Below are 18374 nucleotides of genomic sequence, written 5' to 3' on the forward strand. Positions count from 1 at the left end.
TTGGCCTTTGAGAGAAAGTCACCCTGCAAAGGATAGTCCGCCAGCATGTGACCGAAGACGAGAAGGCTGAACAGTTCCAATTCACTCGCCATGACTGTCGCCTCCTGATGGGTGGGTGGCGAGAATGGCCAGCCCGATTACTTGTGGAATTTGGGGAAGGACAGCGTTTCCGAGTGCTTCAACTCTGTGAACCCGATGGGATAGCCCATCAGAAACTCGAATTGCTCCGGCGTAGGCTTCTGCGTTCCAAAGGCCCGCACATAGTTCCGGCAGCTTGGCCACTTCTGCATCGAGGGCGCGTTGAAATTTGCCTTCCTCGTGGGGGTGTGCAACAAGCCACCAACGGCTTCTTCCATGCGGTGCCCCGCAATCATGAGCCGATATATTTCTGATTGCGATGTTGTATCCGAGTGTCCGCAGGTCATCTGCGGCAATTTCGATTGCATATTCACTGACATTCTCCGCGATGACATAGGACGGATCGGAACCATCGATCACCCGGCGCATTTCTGGCCACAGGTCGACGGCAACACGGCGACCGCGTGAAGCGGTGCTAAACGGCTGGCAAGGGAAGCCGCCACAAATCACGTCACAGTCAAACCGCTCGATATCGTGGATATCTTCGATATGCTGTACTTCGGGCCAATGCTTGCGAAGCACGGCGCGTTGAAACGGCTCAATCTCGCACTGGCCAACGATTTCAAAGCCGCCCGTTCTTTCAAGGCCAAGATCAAACCCGCCTATTCCGGCGAACAGCGAAAGTGCGCGCAGCTTGCTCATTCCGCGCCCTCCGAAGCTACGGGCGGTGTGGGTAAAGGTCGCCAGTGGGTGGCACGCTTAATCAGCTTTCCATCTAAGCTGATCCATCCATAAAACGGCTTTCTGCGAGCCGTAACAATCCCGTGTCCGGTTACGTAAATCAGCAGCCAAGTGTTGTCTGGAGTGGAAAGATCAATCGGCAGCCACCCATCCCCCTCGACCTTACCGGAGTCGGCATGGAGAACGCTGGCAACTTCCTGCCAAATCGGGTTGTGATGTTCGCCGCCGCGCATGATTGTACCGGCAGTGATGCCCTCAATCACATAGTCACGGAAACGGGCCAGCACGTCCCGCGCCTGCGCGTGAACGGCGTCGGCATGGTCCGGGGAGGATAGGGAGCGGATGGCTACGATGCGCGTGGTGATGTGAGCTTGAAGCGTTTCAAGCAGGAAGCGATTTTCGTCGTGGAAATAGCCAAGATTTATGGCAAGCTGCTGTTCTATAGCCTGAAGGTGTTCCTCCAACGCCAGCTCACGCGCTGCGGATGGCTCAAGCGCGGAGAGGATGCGAGACATGAAGTCCTGATACTGCCGCTTACAATCACCTGGGACAGACTTGTTGCTTTCTGTGGTGATGGAATGCAGCGGAGAAAGACGTTCCGTAGCTTCACGAGCCTTCGCACGATACCAAGACTGATCCACCCCTGATGTTCCTGAAATATGGCAGAGATTCTCGAACATGACTTCATAACCAAACGCCATCCGCTCGATCCGCTTGATGGCGTCAGCATTCACAGCCCCTTGCACGGGGAGGAAGGGGAGAGCGGCGGTGAGGGCGGCGCGGTGGCTTTCCGTGCTATCACCTTCGCATTCTCTATACGCTTTCTGTGCTGCCCTTACGGCTTTGTCACCCACCACCATCACACCGCCCTCCGCTGCCGGCGGCGGTTGTCATTGGCTGGATTGCGACGCTGGCGTGGATCGCCATAGCGGAACCGAACGCCGGTAATGCGCGCCAGTTCGAAAGCGGTGTCGCGTAGCGTCTCGGCTTCAGTGTGGTAGCCAAGAGCGCGCACGGCCTTTGAAATCGACAAGACCTGCGCGGCGGTTGTGCCTTGTTGCTGAAATTCAGTGGCGGTCAGGGTAGGCGCCATAGCGGCGTGCGTGATGGATCTGGACATAGGGTCTCCTCGTGTTTTGGTGGGTGGTGATAGGTGTGCGCCGGCTGTGCTTACGCGGCAGCCCTGCGCCATTCGAGATAGAGGTGCTTCACAAGACGCTTTTCGACGTAGCGATGCGCGCGGTTCGCGGCGTGCATCTTGTAGCTCTCCTTGCCGGTCGCACTTTCGGCTATAGGCAGGCCGAGTTTTTCGGATTCGTAGCGGGCGCGCTCGGCGTAAACTTGCTGATAATAGGTAAGGTCCAGATCGGCCCGAACGTCTGCGCCGTATGCTGGGCGCCACTTTCCCATGCCTCCGATTACATGCTGGCGAGCATTCCAGCTAACCGAACGGCGCTGGCGATTGTAGCCGTGTGCGATCCAGTCGTCAGCGGATGCGCTTTTGCCGGGATTACCCTGACGGTTGCCGTCGATCACAGCGAGACCAAGGCGCTTCCACACAGCGGACACTGATTTATAAGTACCGATATCGCCGCATTCGCCGACGATGGTGGCGAATGAAATGTCACCGAACCCTTTAACGCCTTTCACCCAGTCATAGACAGGGAGTAGTTTGGCGGCTTTCACGAGACGCTTTTCATATGCTGCGCGCTGTTCGTCGAGTGGCTTTCCTGCCAATAGGTACGGGGCGACATAACTATGCAGTTCGTGGGATGGATCGGCGGCAATCGTTTTGTAAAGCGACTCCGTGCGCTTGCGTGCCTTTTCCTTCGCCTCGTCATTTGCGAAGTCGTCGTCCGACTGGAACATAAAGCGGATCGCTGCCTGTCCTTGCAAGGAAAGCTTCGTCTGCGCGCGGATCATGTCTTGGCGCAAACGGTGCAGTGTGACGATTTCCGCGACTGTGGCGGCGATCTCGTCGGTTGGCTCGTAAGGCGCAAGCGGCACATGGCCAGAAGACCATACGGCCTGCGAGTTGTGGCCGATGGCGACTGCTGCTGCGATGCTGGCGGGATTGAGCGATACGTTCATGGTAATTCTCCTCGTGTTACGGGCGTTGCGGCTGTGGGTTACAAGGTTGGTATGGCCCGTGGGTGAAAGGGGTGCAGATGGGCGCGAGGTGAATGGGTTTCGATTGGTGAGAGGCCCATCTGCGGTAGGAAAGGGTGGGGCGGCGGAGGGGAAATGGGTTACACGCGGCCAGTGGCCGCCCCGAATTAGTTACGCTGCCTTTGGCTTGCCTGCTTGCTCGCGGAGATATCGTTCTTCTCGACTACGGCGATCTGCGCGCTCTAGGCCAGCAACTAGCGATGGGCGCAGATCTTCGAAGTGCTCGCGGATGGATGCAATAAGTTTAGCCAGATCAGAACCCTGCATCGCAAGCCGGACAGATGGACGGTTGTATCGGCCATCATCATTGTTGATGCGAATGGTATATTGGATTGACCCATCGTGGTTGAATTCGGTGGCGATGGATGTTTTGACGTACAACTTGGCAAAATCTGCAATCATAGCTTCAATCATAACTCTCTCCTGTTTGAGTGGGGCGGCGTTTGACGTATGGGTTACGAGCCTTTCATGGCCACCCCGAAACTATTAAACTTCGCTAGATTCCGCGTCGGCCTTCATCCGCTCAAGATCACCCGGAGAAACAGCCTCTCCGATCTTCTTGCCGCCAGCAGCAGTACCGACTGCGAGCAAGAAGCGAGCATTGCGAACGGCAGTCGCGCCCTTAGCGAGTTCGATTTCAGCGTGGCCGTGAATTTCAGTGCCGGTCCATTCGCGCAACGGCTTGGTCAGCCCGCCGATCGTGTATGGCAGTTCCATCAGAGCTGACTTGATCGCACTACCAGCAGCTTTGAAACGGGCCTGCGCAGCCTTTGCGCCAGCCGACATGCGGTGGGGAGCTTTGATGAATGGCGCGGATGAGCTGGCAGCTCGCTCGCGGAATATCGCCGCGCGCTGTACCTGGGGCACTTCATTCAGAAGCTTGCGGGCTCCAATGCGGAGAAGCTCGGCGCGGTAGCTGGCGATGTTGTCGGCATAGTTCGCCAGCATTTCAGCGGCGCGGCTCATGTCGCCGTCGGCCTTAGCAAGCATGTCCTGAGCGGTCTGCTGCAGGCTGACCGCCTTAGCGCCGGTAATTCTTCTTGCTGCTACGTTCATCGTTATTCTCCTCGTGGGTTGCGGTTGGTAAAGGGCCGAACGTGGGCGTGGCGGCCTTGGGTTGCAATGCATTTCTGGCCCGCGCTCGGTATTGGGTTGGCAAGTGCGGCGTAAATCCAATGGGATACGCCGAGCGCATGGCCGCACTTGCCTATTCATTGAGGGCGGGCTTTCTAGGTCTGGATTCCGTATCCCCTCTGGCCCGTCCTCATGCCGCCGAAGCGGCTAAACGTGTTTGGCTGACCGGCGTCCCACCACTGGGTTTCGACAAGAAGCAGGCCGGTCAGCCGCCCCTTTCGGGGAATTGTTTTCTGCGAAGCGCGGCGCGGTGGCGTTGGTTTGCGATCTCCAACTGGCCACGCTTCGCAGAATTGTTATGCAGGGCAGGACGGGACTCATATGGTTTATGTCTTCCCGATGGCCTCCCTGCATTTCGTCTTGCGTCGCTATTCAGCGCCGCTGTGATTATTGGACGGGCGAATTATGACTGGTTTTCGGCTTTCACCTGGCCCGTCCTCGGCTCTCGCCGAATTCGTTGGTGTGCAGGAAGGCGCCCAGCTCGTGGGTTGCAGTGTAGTCCTGGCCTTCCTGCTAAAGTTTGGGGTGTGGCGACGACCGTCTGGTTTTCGCTACATCTGTGGCCCACCCCGCGCCTTGCGGCGCTATCTTTCTATCTCTGCCGGTTCCTGCACAACTCGAACGCCATAGACTTTTACTTCAACGATCCCACATTCCCTGGCGCAGGATGGCCGTGCCTTCTTGAAGTCCTCCAAGGATGGGAGAATACAGTTCCCACCGCTTGCGCCGCCAAGCTCGCATTCAAAGTCCGTCAGGCACATGTAGCCGGTTACGATGCCGAACTCGTCGGCCCACATGGCGTTAGGCTTGCGCTCATCTTCCATCACGCCATCCCCAATCCTACGCCGCACGCGGCAACGCAAAAGGCTATAACAACGGTCATTTCGACCGCTTCTCGTGCCGCATAGCGCAGCCACGGCTGCGGGCGACCATGTTTCCTAGCCTTGTAGTCAGGGCGGCGCATAGGCTCGACATTGCCGGCCTTGGGTGCGTCGGTTTCCGTTTCGAACTCATCATCGGCGAGCATTTCCAGGAGTGCGCGGTTCATGCTGCAGCCCTCCGGTTTGTTGCGGCCCGCTCCGCCGCCAGTACGTTGTCGTTTGCGATGGGCTCAAGGCGGTAATACCCGTGGTTTCCGGCGCCCCGATGGTTCATCGGGATCGTCCAGCCATAGGAAGGCAGGCGCTTGCGGAGGCGACTGATTTGCACTCGCACAACGTTTTGGGCGCCATCTGGGCCGCCGTTCGGGTCGAAAGCGTAAACGTGGTCAACGAGATCGTCGATGTAGATGCGACGCGGATAAATAGCTGTCAGCGCATCGACGATATTCTTCTGTCCGCGCGGGAGGGGCGCGGCTTCGAGTTCCGTGGCTGGGTTGCGCTCCATTTTACGCAGCCTCCGCTAGCTCAACCGGCGAGCAACAGGCTACGGCGCCGCTCGTCTGGAAAACTTCGAACGTCTCGCCGGGGCACAGGGCAGCGAGGCGCGTCGCCTCGGCCAAGGCCTGCTCAAACGAGCCGTGTTCGTATGGCATGGTGGTGAAGACGCCAACGCGGCCAGTCTTCTTGCCGCGGCGGAATACAAAGAATCCGCCGCCGATGATTTCATTCCGTCTCGGTTTTGCTGATCTTCTGGGGCTCATAATGGGTTTCTCCTCGTATTTGGATGGTCAGCAGATCGGCGTCGGTCGCTTCTTCGTGCTGCTTGTGAGGAAGAATATGCGATAATCGAATAAAGGCGTCAAGCGTTAAAAATGCGAAAATCAAATAAAAATTGTTGCGGCCAGTTTTGAATACCGCATAATAGCATCATGCCACGCAATGGTGCGGGCGCTATAGAAAGAGAAATGACATGCAGAGAATTGACAATAAAAAAACGGCCCACTTTCGCGGGCCGGATGCTGATCCTCTCAATATCGACGAGATGAATGAGTCACTTGTCGACTTTTTTAAATGGATCAAAGAACCCCTCGGCAAGCTGCCGAATCGCGTCGTCTTTAATGGACCCAATTATTTTATCAATGTCTGATTGATTCAGTAGTCCGCGATGGATCGCATTAGCGTAAAGGTGTTGCAATAACAGCCGATGCACACCGATAATTGCCGGTATTCTATCCAGTGGCGGCAGATCAGGAAAATTCCCCATTCCTATAACCCCTTATGGTTGTAACGGCGCCAGATTGGCAAGTTGCGTCCATAAGGGCAAGAATTAACGCACAAACTTGCGCCAAACCCTTCGAGAAATACGGCTGTAGAACATCCGCGCCCAATCTACTGGCACATCAATGATATCCGGAGCATTGTAGCTGGTAAGGGTATAGAGGCCATCTTCAGATCCTCGGCGGATTGTTTTGATTAATAGCCGGCCGTCGGAAACCTGTACGATGCAAGTCTCCCCAAGCGCGTCTTCTGGTAATACAGTTTCGCCAGAGTAGGCGACCAGATCCCCGTCCTCGAATATGGGGAACATACTGTCGCCGCGGACAATGGCCCCTACGGTACCTGGTGGTAGTGGGTATTCGATATTCAATGAATATAAAGGGTCGCCATCGTCGATCGGGTGGACTGCAGCGCCAGCGCCTACATACCCCAATACGTTCAATGACGCGTTTTCTCCGGGCAGGGGATATCCTGTCACCTGAGATATAAGTGTCGATTCATCGCTGGATAGTTTGCGAGTTCCACGCTTAACATTGCTGATCTTGTCTTGGCTAAGCCCGATTTTGTCAGCCAATTCGACCTGCGTCATGTGCGCGAACTTGCGCGCCTTTTCCATCCAGTCTGACCAGTCAATTTTCTTCATATGGCCTTTTCGCATAATCCGCACAGAAAATCATTTGCGATTATCAAATAATTTTTGTTGACTTATTTATGTGTTTATCGCATATTGAAATCATCAACCGCCCCAAAGAAGAGCGGACCCAGAAAAGGAGAATGAGTTGCACAAAGAGAAGCCGGAGCTTCCGCGACCGGACAGATAGTACCAACCCAAGACTGACTGACCAGAAAACACGAGGAGACCCCATGACCAATTCGACCAGAACGCTTTTCGCCGTCAACGAAAAATACCCGCCATAGTCAACGAGGAGCGCTGACCGCTGAAATGCGGTTGGCGGTTTTGCGTGTGGCCGCGCTGATTGGTCGAAAAGCGGGCACTAGGATAAATTGAGAATACCACCAACCACACCACGAGGAGATTTCCATGACACTTTTGAAAAAGAGAACCGTAGCAAAGGCGGGGATTGAAAGAGATTTTTGGCGCCTTGTAGACCGTTCCGGCGGCGACAACTCTCCGTGGAAATGGCTCGGCGCTACAAATAACAATCACAATACGGTTGACTGCGCATCATACGATTATGGCGTCTTTAAATTAGAAGACCGGTATGAATATCCGCAGACAAAAATTCACAATTCAGAATTTGCGCACCGCATCATTTTGTTCCTGACCTACGGTCGAGAACTGTCGCGACAATTCGAAGTTTTTCCGCTTTTCGGAGACTATCTCGATATCAACCCGCGCCATCTTGGTGTGCGCGACTTGAAGACGCGCCGAGAAGTTCCGGCTCCCGTATTCTTTGAAGTTTCCAACGACAACGTTGCGGCAGAAAGGCTTGCGGCATGAACATGCTTGCACTTCGCAGCGAAAACGATATCGCCAGCAACGAAGTTATTGCTGGTAGCCTCCCGGCCTTGGTACTCAAGGCAGCAAACCAGCTTGCCGCCGCAACCACAGCAGCGGAGGTGCTGGAGGCGAAAGCGTCTGCCGGCCTTGCATACGATGCTGCGAAGGCAACCGCACGATTCGCCAAGGCGAAGGGCGCATATGAGGACGTGATAGGCGCTGTATACCGCGCTCAAGCTGACGCACTAGAAATCGAGGCCATGGCGAAGCGGCGATTGGCTGATGAATATGATGCAGCGCAGGAACGAGGTGAAGTCGCGAAAGTAGGGGAGCAATCTGTCAGGTGGATGGGAAAGGTGGTTGCAGACGCCAACCACCAAGCGACTTTATCTGATTTGGGGATACGCAAAGACGAGATCCACTCTGCTCGTTCCGTTCGCGATGCTGAATCGCGGGACCCAGGCATCGTAAAGAAATCAATCGAGAAAATACTATCGGACGGAAACGAACCAACGAAAGCCGCGCTCGGCCGCGAAATAAACACCCGCCTTAATTCATTCTCCGGCGACAACGAATGGTACACGCCCGCCAAATACATTGAAATGGCGCGCGAAGTTATGGGTCAGATTGATATAGATCCCGCCAGCAATGAATTTGCACAGAAAACCGTAAAGGCCGGAGTTTATTATACGGAAGACAACAGCGGCTTGGATAAAGACTGGATTGGTACTGTATGGATGAACCCTCCGTACTCTAATCCCGAAATTCAAAACTTCGTTGCCAAGGCTATTGGTGAAGTGTTTTCTGGTCGTGTGACCGAAGCTATCATTCTCACCAATAATAGCGGTGACACTGGATGGCACCAAGATCTTCAAGTTGCATGCCAAGCTATGTGCATTACTCGCGGGCGTATCCGGTTTGAAAGTAGAACCAGAAACGGTAACTCGCCAGCGATGGGACAATCATTCTTTTATTTCGGCCCCAATGGCGAACGCTTCAAGGATGCATTCTCTAGCATAGGCAAGATTTGGACGAACTAGTCCATTCTGCCTCACCAGCAGAACGCATGATCTGGCATGTGACCAAACACGAGGGAAACGCCCTGCGCCAGATGGCAGGGTAATATATGCGGGACGCTTTACGGTCAGCACCACCTGTTACCACGTCCCGCCCGTACTAACCAAACCACACGAGGAGGGGCTAAAGCCCGCTTCCAAAGTCCAGCTTTCCTTGCCCAGTACCACCCCACGCAACCAGACAGATGCCGTTGCCAGCGGCGCTTGTCAACCACCTACCAACCACACGAGGAGACATGCAGCAATCATCAAGGCACGAACTGCAGGCAACTGCCGCCGCGCACCGTAAGAGGGGCGCGTCATTTGGGCAGATTGCGGAATTGATGGGGATCACAAGAGGCCACGCCTGGTCGTTACTTTCGGAAAGAACGCCCACGCTACCGGCGCCAGAGCCAACAGAGAAGACCGTTGTGCGGCGCACAACTTTTAACGGCGGTTATTCGGGAGGATGCATGGACATTTATGTCTCGCTGCCCCGCATAACCATTCTGGACGGGCCATTTACGGGCACGGTCCACTAGCCTTTTTGAGGCAGGCCGACCGCGAGGATGACGGGGCCGACGACCAACCTCCCGACGAGGAGGCCATCTTGAAAACGAAATACACACGAACTGGCGAGCGGGACATGACAAACCGCAAGCCTTACCGGACGGCTGCGCAAAAAGCTGAGGCGCGGCAGTACGCATTATTGAAGGACGGCCGCTACGTTTCCAGCGCGCCGGTCACTTACCACCGCGCACCGAAAAGAGGTGCCGCATGACCTGCGATTGCGGTGAATGCTGGGACTTACCCGGCGAAATCGTCGTCCATCGGCTTTGGAAGTGGAAGGGCATCATCATCGAGGAGCGCGACAGCTTCCGCTGGCTGACTGTGCGTTTCATGATTCCCGGCACGGGCCTTGTGCAACTTGAGGTCTCGCGCTTCGAAGTCGAGCCAGATTTTGAAGAGGATGGCGGCGGCGTCGAGGCTGACAAGCCTGAAGAGGACAACGTCATCCCGGTCGATTTCACCAAGAAGGTGAAGCTTACGAAAAACACCAAGACGAGGGGAACTGCTTAAGCAGCCCACGGAAACCCGGGCGGCCGATCACGCTACGAAGCCCAGAGGGGATTCGCTGCCTGCATACAGCAAAAAGGAGAGAAAATATGAGATTGAAAAAAGGCGACGAGGTACGATCGCATCGAGACTGTCCATTTGGTGGGTTTAAGACTGGTGATATCTTTACGATCACCGCAGTAGACGGCGATTTGATTATGTTCGTCGATAACGACGGCAATAGTCGCCTACGTCCTGATGATGAATTCGAACTCCTGCCAGTTGCTGACGCAACCGGCAAGCCTGCTTTCAAGGTCGGTGATCGGGTTGTTGCACTGAAAGACAGCGCCTACAGTATCAAGAAGGGAAGCATTTCCACCGTGATCCGGGTGGATGGGGATCATATTAGAATCCGTAAAGAGAACGGCAAGGCTGATGGCTGGCTTGCCGAGTATTTCGCTCTAGCACCCCTCACCATCGAGACCGGCAAATTCTATCGTACCCGCGATGGACGCAAAGTTGGGCCGGCAGTGGGAAATGGGTGTGCTGAACGGTTTTCTCTTGGCGAGAAGTTCCTTTACCGCACCGATGGCAAGTACATGTTCAACAGTAGCGAATCCTTAGATGGCGACCTCATCGCCGAATGGGTCGACGAGCCAGCCAGCAATGACAACCAACCGGTTGCGGAGCAACAGGCGGGAACCGTTTTTATCGACGTGTCCAAGGCCGACCCTTCACAGCTGCACTTGGCAAAAGGACGGCTTGTTAAAATCAACCAAGGCTATGGTTTCGAGTTGGCCCGATATGGCGATTACGTCTGGGTTGATACCGGCAAGAAGCAACCCGTCGTTGCGCATGTCAACGAAATTAAGGAGGCCGCATGACCTCCACCACGTACAGCCACACGCGCAACTATGCGCCCAAAGACTACGCGGACGGCGACACGTTGTATGAGCCGGAAACCACGCTCGGCTTTGGTGACAAGTTCGTTCACGGCCTGCTCGTTGTAGTGGCCGTCGCACTGGCAGTCGGCTTCTATACATGGGTGATGGCATGATCTCGTTTGCCACAAAAGCCACGGCTGACATGCCGCACATTGATCCCGGGCGAAAGCCAGGTGTCGGACGCATCGGACAGTCCTTGGCGCTTGCAGCGTTCGCGCTGGCAATCGCCACGATAATTGCAGCCTTCCTGTTCTGGAACCTGCTGTTGCCGTTCTACGGGCTGCTTTATCTGTGGGGTGCGGCGTGAACTTGGAGCAACGACTGCAAGAGCGGCCTCGGCGCACACTGTTCGGAATTGGCCTGTCGGCAATCGTCATTGTCGCTGGACTAAGCGTAGCGGGATGGGCGGTTAGTTTCGTCCTCAACCCCATTCATCAAGCAGGGCGGATTGTTGAGAAAACGATCGATGCTGACAATGTTATCGCCAACTACGAGTGGTTTAAACGTCAGTATCATGACGTCCTTGCCATCGATCAAAAACTTATCGCTGCAGAAAGCGGCCGGGTCGGCTTCGAAAAATCGGCCGGCGATCGTGCATCTTGGCGTTTCGAAGATCGCCAAGAGTGGAACAGGCTCAACGCAATAGCGATTGGTTTACGTAGTCAACGAGCAAGCATGGTCGCTGAATATAATGCGCGCACGCAGATGGCGAACCGCGACCTATTCCGCACATCAGACCTACCTCCATCTATTCATTGAGGAGAAATCATGAAGACGCACATCATGATCGTGGCAGCAGCCGCGGTGATGCTTGCTGGCTGCGAGCCAGCAGCGCCAACGAGCAAGCAAATCGAAAACCGGGCCGTAGAGGTCAACCAAGCCCGTCTTATCCAAGACATCCCGGCACCAACGCTGCAGACTTCTCTGGAACGAAAGAATTTGGCTGAGCGCTTGGAGCGCATCAACCAGCAAAATATGAGCGGGTTCGTTTACCTGCTGTCATACGGGCGTGTCGTCGCTTCGTATCCAATCCGGGGGAAGGTTACCTCGCTCAATGCCTACCTCATGGGCAGTGAACAAGCTGTTCGTGATCCGAATGGAACGATGGACGGTCGGCAATCCTTACTTATGGAACAGCCTGACTTCGACGGGGCATATGGGAAGAACGCCGATGGCGTATTCTTTTTCACAGCAGACACGAACGCGTATGTCGAATGGGCTGGCGACTATCTGTTCTCCGATCAGCCGCTCGCGCTGAATCAGGAGCCCATGATGGTGCGTCAGGTTTCTGAATGATGCCCCTCAGACCACCAAGCACATGGCTGCTTACAAGCCCGCCGGCATGGCTCGTAGGCTGGCTCATACTTGCGGCCGTCATCGCCGCAATCACCGTTACCCACCACACCTACTGAACACGAGGAGACCTATGGCTCTATCTCTTTCAAGCCTGAAGTCGACCAAGAGAAACGATCCGCCTGTGATCCTTCTCTACGGCGTTGACGGCATCGGCAAAACGTCGCTCGCGGCAGAATTCCCTGACCCGATCTATCTGGCAACCGAAGGCGAGCGCCCGCCGTCTGACATCGAAATGGCAACGCCCGGCACGATTGAATCCTTCGACGACCTCCTGAACGTCATCGGCGAATTGCTGACTGAAGAACACGACCGGCGCACCGTTATTATAGACAGCCTCGACGGGCTGGAACCTCTTGTCTGGCGTGCGACCTCGGCCCGCCTCGGTATCAACAGCATCGAGGAGGCCGGGTTCGGGAAAGGCTACGTGGAAGCCGACACCGAATGGAACGAGCTCATGGCGGCGGTGTCGGCGCTATCCCGTGCTGGCATGTATGTCGTCATGCTGGCGCACCCTGAAATCGTTCGCTTCGACAGCCCGACTACCGATCCATATAGTCGATACCAGCCTAAGTTGCATAAAAGGTCGAATGCACTGGTTCGTGAGAAGTCCGACATTGTCGCGTTCATGAACTACCGCATCTCCATCAAGGAAAAAGAAGTGGCGCGCCAGACGAAGGTTAGCCACGCGGAAGGCGGCAAAGAGCGCCAGGTGCACTTCAACGAGGCGGCGGGTTTCAACGCCAAGAACCGTTATTCGATGCCGGACAGCGTCGTTTACCGCAAAGGGCAGGGCTTTGCCGACATTGCCAAGTACTGGCCGGTTTCGAACGACAACGACCAGAGGGACGTCGCCTAATGGAAAAAGATCTAGCTGGCCTTGTAGCAATCGCAGCCATTCTTTTCTTCGCTCCGCTGATCGGCGTTCTCGGCGGCGCGTTCGTCGGCTGGGTCGTTGGTCTGCTCTTCGCAGAAACAATCCACGCCTTCCTTGCCGCCGTTGGCATCAACGCGGCAGGCCTTGCGATGTGGCAGATCGGCGCTTCGCTTGGCTTTATCGGCGGGTTCTTCCGCCCAGCTATTCATCGGGCGAAGGCATGACCTGGCTATCGCCAAAGGACCGCGCTGCGAACATTCCGAAGCGCTTCAGCCATGTAAGGCTCAAGTCATGGGATGTGGCCTATATGGTCTGCCGGGTTGAGATGATTGACGGTATGCCATCACTATGGCTGTCCGACGCCGAAAATATGCAGGACTGGCGATATCCAGCCGACCTTGACTGGATCGTCGAACATGAGCCGCCACAGTCGGCTCACTGAACCACACCACCAACAACACGAGGATTTTATAGATGGCCAGACTTGGCTCAACATTTGACGCAACCAAACACGACACGACGCAGTCCGATTACTCGGAACTGCCGAACGGCGACTATGAGCTTGAAATCGAGGCCAGTGAAGTGGCCGCCACGAAGGACGGCACGGGCACCATCCTGAAGACGACGATGGTCGTTATTCGCCCGGAAGAGTACGCGAAGCGCAAGCTCTTCAACAATTACAACCTCGAAAACAAAAGCACTCAGGCGCAAGAGATCGGCCAGCGCCAGTTCGCGAGCCTTTGCCGCGCAATTGGTGTTTCGGAAGTCGAGGATTCCGAAGAACTGCACTTCAAAGCGTTCACGGCAAAGATTGGCCTCGGCAAGCCCTCAAAAGACGGCCAGTACCCGGCTCGCGCGGAAATAAAAAAATACTACTTTCCTGACGAAGGTAACGTCCCCCAGCCTTCGATCGATGCCAACCAGCCTGTAGCGCAGGCCCGCCCGGCCAATGACAACCGACCGGCTGCGGCTAACAGTAACAAACCGGCGCCAACGGCTGCTGCGGCAGGCAAGAAACGCCCTTGGGGTTAAGCTAAACAACAGGCGCGGTTGCCAGCCGCGCCTTCTACCACCGAACACGAGGAGATTTTGATGAGAGTCAGCATTGACCGCTCAGAGCTCGCGCACGCCTTGGCAACTGTCAACCGTGCCATCGAAAGCCGCAACACGATTCCTATTCTTGCCAACGTGCTCTTGGCAGTCGAGGACGGCAAGCTGCGCCTGACAGGCACCGATCTGGACGTCGAGATAACGACCAGCCTGCCGGTGCTCGACTGCCAGCCCGGTAGCGTGACAGTTCCCGGTAAGATGCTTGCGGACATTGCAAAGCGCGCGACGGGAGACATCACCCTTGAACTGGATGCAGCTAGCGGTGGAGGCCGCCTTACCGTCGCGTCGGGTCGCAGCCGGTATAAACTCGACGTTTTGCCCGCTGAAGACTTTCCGTCCTTCAGCGCCGGTAAGTTTGACACGACGCTTGAGCTTGATCTGGCTACGCTTGTCGCGCCGTGTGTGCACTGCATTTCGACGGACGAGACACGTTATTATCTGGCTGGCGTTTATCTGCATGCCGTTGACGGCCGCTTGGTTGCTGTCGCAACCGACGGGCACCGGCTGATGCGCAATGTCGGCCCTGCCGGCGACTTGAACTACGGCGTGATCCTGCCGCGAAAGCTGGTAGGCCTGCTGCCGAAAAGTGCGGTTACGGTCGAACTGTCCCAGAACAAGGTGCGCGTCACCTCTGGCTCGACGGTGATCACGAGCAAGCTGATTGACGGCACGTTCCCCGACTACGTGCGCGTCATTCCAACCGGCAATAGCAACGTGCTTACCGTTGATCGGCAGGCACTCATGAAGGCGGTCGAGCGTGTCGCCGCGGTTGCGGATGACAAATCGCGAGCCGTGAAATTCGCAGTCGGCGATGTGCTGCGACTGATGCTGGCTGACAAGGCTAGCGATGAAGTTTCGATTGAATTCGAGGGCGAGCCTTTGGAAATCGGCTTTAACGCCCGGTACGTCAACGACATGCTTGGCGCGTTGGATGAAGCAAACGTGCGCTTTGCTCTCGGCGATGCAGGCTCGCCTGCCATCGTCAAGGGCGAGGGCGAGTGGACCGCCGTGCTGATGCCAGTCAGGATTTAACATGAAACACAACAGCGTTTTCATAGTCGTCAAACAGGTTTCGCCAGAAGATGCCCCGCGTCCATTTCGGGTTCTAGAAACTTATGTGACAAGCGAAGGGTATCGGTCGCGCATTTGTTCTGGTGCATTCCACTTTCAGTCCGATGCGCAGGAATATGCCGACGCTTTGGCTCGTGGTGACGAATAATGGCACCCATTCCCAAGCCCACCTCATCCACGGTGTCGGCCATCTACGCAGCTTACGAGGCTGCCAACGAACAGAGAGACGGGAAGACAATTCCCGCCTCTCAGGTGGCGGAAGAATGCAGCCGCAAGCTATTCTATGACTTTCGATGGACAACGCCGCATGAATCCATCCCCGGCCGAACGCTACGCATCTTCGAAACAGGTAACCTTGAAGAAACGCGCTGGATTGAAAACCTTCGCATGATCGGATGCGAAGTCGTTGATTATGGCCCAGATGGTCGGCAGATCCGCGTTGATCTGTGCGACGGCCATGTTGGTGGCTACCTCGACAGCGAAATACTCGGCCTACCTGAATCGCCAAAGACTTGGCATGTCGGCGAAATCAAGTCGCACAACCTAAAAAGCTTCACAGCGTTGAAAAAGGAAGGAGTCCAGAAAAGTAAGCCGCTCCATTTTGGGCAGATGCAGATCTACATGCATGCGCGAGGGCGTGATAGGGCGATTTATCTCGCCGTCTGTAAGGACAACGACGAGCTATACACCGAGCGGGTGCATTACGACGCGGCATATGTGGCGCGGCTACTGGCGAAGGCCGAACGCATTATTCAAGCGAACGATCTGCCGCCACGTATCAGCGACAACCCGGAGTTCTTTTCGTGCAAGTGGTGCAAGCACCACGCGATTTGCCACGAGGGTGCATGGCCGCGGACAAACTGCCGGACGTGCATTTTCAGCAGCCCAGAACCGGGCGGTGCATGGTCTTGCGGCCGGTTTAACAAGCCGTTGTCGCTGGCCGAGCAAAAAGATGCATGCCCTGCCCATTTGACGCTCCCGTGCTTGGTGCCGGGCGAGCAGATCGACGTCGACGAGGCCGCCGAAACGATTACGTATGAATTGCGCGACGGCACTCGGTGGATCGATGGGGCCAACGATAACACCAAGAAAGCGAGGGCGGCGTGAAAGTAATGTGCCCAATATGCGGACAGCCCGCGCTGCAAACAAATACCATATGGGGCATGCGAAACGACTGTTGCGGTCTGTGGAGTTGGGGCGGCAAGAAGTTAGTTGATGCCGCCACCCACGAAGCGAGGAAGGCGGCGCATGCCGCGTTTGACCCGCTATGGAGATCGGGCACCCTGTCCAGATCGGAGGCGTATCGTCATCTGCGTCAAGTGCGGAACATCAGCGAGAAGTCATGCCACATGGCCATGATGTCAAAGGAAATGGCGGCCAAGGTGCCTGCGGCGGTTGATAAGATAAAGGCGGGTTTAAACAATGTTGCAGCTTAGAGACTATCAACGTGCCGCTGTGGATGCGCTTTATGAATATTGGCGCGACAATCAGGGATCGCCTCTTATTGTCCTGCCTACCGGCGGCGGCAAGAGCTTAGTGCTCGGAACGATCTGCAAGGAACTGATCGAAGGTTGGCCGGACATGCGCGTGCTTGTCGTAACGCATGTTCGCGAGCTCATTCTCTCGAACTATCAGGAGCTTCTGAACATCTGGCCATTCGCCCCAGCGGGAATATTCTCGGCCGGCGTAGGCCGGCGGGATGCGAAGGCACAGATTGTTTTCGGTGGTGTGCAGACGATCGCAAACAAGGCGGAGCAGATCGGCCACATCGACGTCGTTCTGGTCGATGAAGCCCACCTGATGCCGCGCAATTCGGAAACACAGTACGGCAAGCTGATCGAAGGTCTGCGCGCCATCAATCCAGACCTGAAACTGGTCGGACTCACAGCTACGCCTTATCGAATGGGCGAGGGGCTTTTGACGGAAGGTGACGGCGCGCTTTTCGACGACATCTGCTTTGAAAAGCCGATTGGCGAGATGATCGAGGAGGGGTATCTCTGCCGTCCTATCTCAAAGGGCATGGCGACTGCCTTCGACCTGTCCGGCGTTGGCAAGCAGGGCGGTGATTACAAGCAGAATGCGCTACAGGCTGCTATCGACAAGGACGACATCACTGCCTCGGTGGTCGATGAGATCGTCACGTATGGTACGGCGTCCGGTGCAGAGCGCAAGGCTTGGCTTTGCTTTTGCAGTGGCGTCGAACATGCCCGGCATATGCGGGATGAAATTCGCAGCCGGGGATTTAGCTGTGAGACGGTGACCGGCGACACCCCAACCGGTGAGCGCGACCGGATTCTGGCTGACTTCAAGGCTGGCAAGATCCGCGCTCTGACGAACAACTCGGTGCTTACGACCGGCACGAACCTGCCGATCATCGATCTGGTCGCGTTTTGTCGCCCGACCTTATCAGCGGGCCTTTATGTCCAGATGGCGGGGCGCGGTCTGCGCCTCTATCCCGGCAAGGAGAACTGCCTGTTTCTCGACTTTGCAGGCGTCGTCCGCAAGCACGGTCCGATTGATGCGGTCACGCCTCCGGGGATGAAGAGGTGCGACGGGGAGGCGCCGGTGAAGCAATGCCCGCAAGAGCCTGACGATCGTGGTCTAGTCGGCTGCGGCTCGCTTATTCACGCCTCGCTACATACCTGTCCCGACTGCGGATATGAATTCCCGGTCGATGAAACGCCGAAGATATCTGCGCAGGCCGAAGACGTGCCGATGTTGTCGAAGGACAACGCCAGCACCCGCCAGGTGGAGCGCCGCACCTTCGCATACCACGAAGGCAAGGGCGGCAAGCAGGACAGTGTGAAGGTGTCTTATTGGGTGGGCATGTCACCGATCAACGAATGGCTGGGACCGGCTCATACCGGCTTCTTTAAGTCGAAGTCAGACAGGTGGTGGCGAAAGCACGGCGGTCAGGCACCGTTCCCCAAAACAGTGCTGGAATTCATGGAACGCCAGAACGAATTGCTGGCAACCGCAGAGATTGTAGTGAAGCCGAACGGCAAATACTGGGAAGTGGTCGACGCTATTGCGGGCGTTGCGAACGACAACACACCGGAGGCGAGCAACGACAATGTGCCGGCAACAAACTATGGGCGGGTATCTGCTGGGCTGGCCGAAATGCTGGATGACGAAATACCATTTTGACACCCCGTTAACGGGATG

The 18374-nt window shown here is 56.0% G+C and carries 29 protein-coding genes; 18 read left to right on the forward strand and 11 right to left on the reverse strand.

Annotated elements, in window-relative coordinates; translation table 11 throughout:
- Window positions 1-81: 81 nt before the first annotated feature.
- From FHS76_RS02235 to FHS76_RS02280, 10 genes are all read right to left on the reverse strand, one after another.
- On the reverse strand, window positions 82-780 hold the full coding sequence (locus FHS76_RS02235) for a DNA cytosine methyltransferase (protein WP_183647498.1): 699 nt from the start codon (window positions 778-780) through the stop codon (window positions 82-84).
- The gene (locus FHS76_RS02240) at window positions 777-1679 is read right to left on the reverse strand and encodes a DUF551 domain-containing protein (protein ID WP_183647501.1); all 903 of its coding nucleotides are present in this window, start codon (window positions 1677-1679) and stop codon (window positions 777-779) included. The genes FHS76_RS02235 and FHS76_RS02240 overlap by 4 nt, the downstream gene beginning before the upstream one ends.
- Window positions 1679-1939 (reverse strand): hypothetical protein, encoded by a 261-nt coding sequence (locus tag FHS76_RS02245; RefSeq protein ID WP_183647504.1) that lies wholly within the window; start codon window positions 1937-1939, stop codon window positions 1679-1681. Before FHS76_RS02245 ends, FHS76_RS02240 begins: the two co-directional genes overlap by 1 nt.
- 50 nt (window positions 1940-1989) lie before the next feature.
- Window positions 1990-2910: a hypothetical protein gene (locus tag FHS76_RS02250; protein ID WP_183647507.1), complete on the reverse strand. Its 921-nt coding sequence runs from the start codon at window positions 2908-2910 to the stop codon at window positions 1990-1992.
- Window positions 2911-3099: 189 nt separating this feature from the next.
- Window positions 3100-3402, reverse strand: coding sequence for a hypothetical protein (locus FHS76_RS02255; protein ID WP_183647510.1), 303 nt, complete (start codon window positions 3400-3402; stop codon window positions 3100-3102).
- 72 nt (window positions 3403-3474) lie between these two features.
- Window positions 3475-4044 carry a hypothetical protein gene (locus FHS76_RS02260; RefSeq protein WP_183647513.1) on the reverse strand — a complete coding sequence of 190 codons (570 nt, stop codon included), beginning with the start codon at window positions 4042-4044 and terminating at the stop codon, window positions 3475-3477.
- 662 nt (window positions 4045-4706) lie between these two features.
- Entirely contained in the window at window positions 4707-4946 is a 240-nt protein-coding gene (locus tag FHS76_RS02265) for a hypothetical protein (protein ID WP_105529218.1), read from the reverse strand.
- A complete protein-coding gene (locus FHS76_RS02270; RefSeq protein ID WP_183647517.1) occupies window positions 4946-5170 on the reverse strand; it encodes a hypothetical protein in 225 nt (74 codons plus the stop codon). Before FHS76_RS02270 ends, FHS76_RS02265 begins: the two co-directional genes overlap by 1 nt.
- Complete coding sequence (locus FHS76_RS02275) at window positions 5167-5508, reverse strand: helix-turn-helix domain-containing protein (protein ID WP_183647520.1); 342 nt, start codon at window positions 5506-5508, stop codon at window positions 5167-5169. The genes FHS76_RS02270 and FHS76_RS02275 overlap by 4 nt, the downstream gene beginning before the upstream one ends.
- 1 nt (window position 5509) lies before the next feature.
- A complete protein-coding gene (locus tag FHS76_RS02280) occupies window positions 5510-5764 on the reverse strand; it encodes a hypothetical protein (protein WP_183647522.1) in 255 nt (84 codons plus the stop codon).
- A gap of 209 nt (window positions 5765-5973) precedes the next feature.
- Between FHS76_RS02280 and FHS76_RS02285 the strand changes: the two genes are divergently transcribed.
- Window positions 5974-6150 carry a hypothetical protein gene (locus FHS76_RS02285; RefSeq protein ID WP_183647524.1) on the forward strand — a complete coding sequence of 59 codons (177 nt, stop codon included), beginning with the start codon at window positions 5974-5976 and terminating at the stop codon, window positions 6148-6150.
- A gap of 180 nt (window positions 6151-6330) precedes the next feature.
- Here the strand turns inward: FHS76_RS02285 and FHS76_RS02290 are convergent, their stop codons facing one another.
- Entirely contained in the window at window positions 6331-6924 is a 594-nt protein-coding gene (locus tag FHS76_RS02290; RefSeq protein WP_183647526.1) for a LexA family transcriptional regulator, read from the reverse strand.
- Window positions 6925-7323: 399 nt separating this feature from the next.
- Here FHS76_RS02290 and FHS76_RS02295 point away from each other — a divergent pair, with 399 nt between their 5' ends.
- The 17 genes from FHS76_RS02295 (at window position 7324) to FHS76_RS02375 (ending at window position 18356) form a co-directional block, all read left to right on the forward strand.
- Window positions 7324-7743, forward strand: a complete 420-nt coding sequence (locus FHS76_RS02295) for a hypothetical protein (RefSeq protein WP_183647528.1) — start codon at window positions 7324-7326, stop codon at window positions 7741-7743.
- Window positions 7740-8783, forward strand: coding sequence for a DNA N-6-adenine-methyltransferase (locus FHS76_RS02300; protein ID WP_183647530.1), 1044 nt, complete (start codon window positions 7740-7742; stop codon window positions 8781-8783). The genes FHS76_RS02295 and FHS76_RS02300 overlap by 4 nt, the downstream gene beginning before the upstream one ends.
- Window positions 8784-9408: 625 nt before the next feature.
- The gene (locus FHS76_RS02305) at window positions 9409-9579 is read left to right on the forward strand and encodes a hypothetical protein (RefSeq protein ID WP_183647532.1); all 171 of its coding nucleotides are present in this window, start codon (window positions 9409-9411) and stop codon (window positions 9577-9579) included.
- Window positions 9576-9878 (forward strand): hypothetical protein, encoded by a 303-nt coding sequence (locus tag FHS76_RS02310; RefSeq protein ID WP_183647535.1) that lies wholly within the window; start codon window positions 9576-9578, stop codon window positions 9876-9878. Before FHS76_RS02305 ends, FHS76_RS02310 begins: the two co-directional genes overlap by 4 nt.
- A gap of 86 nt (window positions 9879-9964) precedes the next feature.
- On the forward strand, window positions 9965-10738 hold the full coding sequence (locus FHS76_RS02315; protein ID WP_183647538.1) for a hypothetical protein: 774 nt from the start codon (window positions 9965-9967) through the stop codon (window positions 10736-10738).
- The gene (locus tag FHS76_RS02320; protein WP_183647541.1) at window positions 10735-10911 is read left to right on the forward strand and encodes a hypothetical protein; all 177 of its coding nucleotides are present in this window, start codon (window positions 10735-10737) and stop codon (window positions 10909-10911) included. The genes FHS76_RS02315 and FHS76_RS02320 overlap by 4 nt, the downstream gene beginning before the upstream one ends.
- Window positions 10908-11105, forward strand: a complete 198-nt coding sequence (locus tag FHS76_RS02325) for a hypothetical protein (RefSeq protein WP_235992539.1) — start codon at window positions 10908-10910, stop codon at window positions 11103-11105. Before FHS76_RS02320 ends, FHS76_RS02325 begins: the two co-directional genes overlap by 4 nt.
- Window positions 11102-11557: a hypothetical protein gene (locus FHS76_RS02330; protein ID WP_183647545.1), complete on the forward strand. Its 456-nt coding sequence runs from the start codon at window positions 11102-11104 to the stop codon at window positions 11555-11557. The genes FHS76_RS02325 and FHS76_RS02330 overlap by 4 nt, the downstream gene beginning before the upstream one ends.
- A gap of 9 nt (window positions 11558-11566) precedes the next feature.
- Entirely contained in the window at window positions 11567-12094 is a 528-nt protein-coding gene (locus FHS76_RS02335) for a hypothetical protein (protein WP_109367064.1), read from the forward strand.
- A gap of 130 nt (window positions 12095-12224) precedes the next feature.
- A complete protein-coding gene (locus tag FHS76_RS02340) occupies window positions 12225-13010 on the forward strand; it encodes an ATP-binding protein (protein WP_183647548.1) in 786 nt (261 codons plus the stop codon).
- The gene (locus tag FHS76_RS02345) at window positions 13010-13252 is read left to right on the forward strand and encodes a hypothetical protein (RefSeq protein WP_183647551.1); all 243 of its coding nucleotides are present in this window, start codon (window positions 13010-13012) and stop codon (window positions 13250-13252) included. Before FHS76_RS02340 ends, FHS76_RS02345 begins: the two co-directional genes overlap by 1 nt.
- Entirely contained in the window at window positions 13249-13470 is a 222-nt protein-coding gene (locus tag FHS76_RS02350) for a hypothetical protein (RefSeq protein ID WP_183647554.1), read from the forward strand. The genes FHS76_RS02345 and FHS76_RS02350 overlap by 4 nt, the downstream gene beginning before the upstream one ends.
- A 32-nt stretch (window positions 13471-13502) precedes the next feature.
- Window positions 13503-14060, forward strand: coding sequence for a DUF669 domain-containing protein (locus FHS76_RS02355; RefSeq protein WP_183647557.1), 558 nt, complete (start codon window positions 13503-13505; stop codon window positions 14058-14060).
- A 60-nt stretch (window positions 14061-14120) separates the two neighbouring features.
- Window positions 14121-15170, forward strand: coding sequence for a DNA polymerase III subunit beta (dnaN, locus tag FHS76_RS02360; RefSeq protein ID WP_183647561.1), 1050 nt, complete (start codon window positions 14121-14123; stop codon window positions 15168-15170).
- Window positions 15171-15356: 186 nt separating this feature from the next.
- The gene (locus FHS76_RS02365) at window positions 15357-16316 is read left to right on the forward strand and encodes a PDDEXK family nuclease (RefSeq protein WP_183647564.1); all 960 of its coding nucleotides are present in this window, start codon (window positions 15357-15359) and stop codon (window positions 16314-16316) included.
- 56 nt (window positions 16317-16372) lie between these two features.
- On the forward strand, window positions 16373-16645 hold the full coding sequence (locus FHS76_RS22840; RefSeq protein ID WP_183647567.1) for a zinc-finger-containing protein: 273 nt from the start codon (window positions 16373-16375) through the stop codon (window positions 16643-16645).
- Window positions 16632-18356, forward strand: a complete 1725-nt coding sequence (locus FHS76_RS02375; protein ID WP_183647570.1) for a DEAD/DEAH box helicase — start codon at window positions 16632-16634, stop codon at window positions 18354-18356. The genes FHS76_RS22840 and FHS76_RS02375 overlap by 14 nt, the downstream gene beginning before the upstream one ends.
- Window positions 18357-18374 lie beyond the last annotated feature (18 nt).

This window comes from Brucella daejeonensis, from assembly GCF_014199265.1.
In the GTDB taxonomy this organism is placed as follows: domain Bacteria; phylum Pseudomonadota; class Alphaproteobacteria; order Rhizobiales; family Rhizobiaceae; genus Brucella; species Brucella daejeonensis.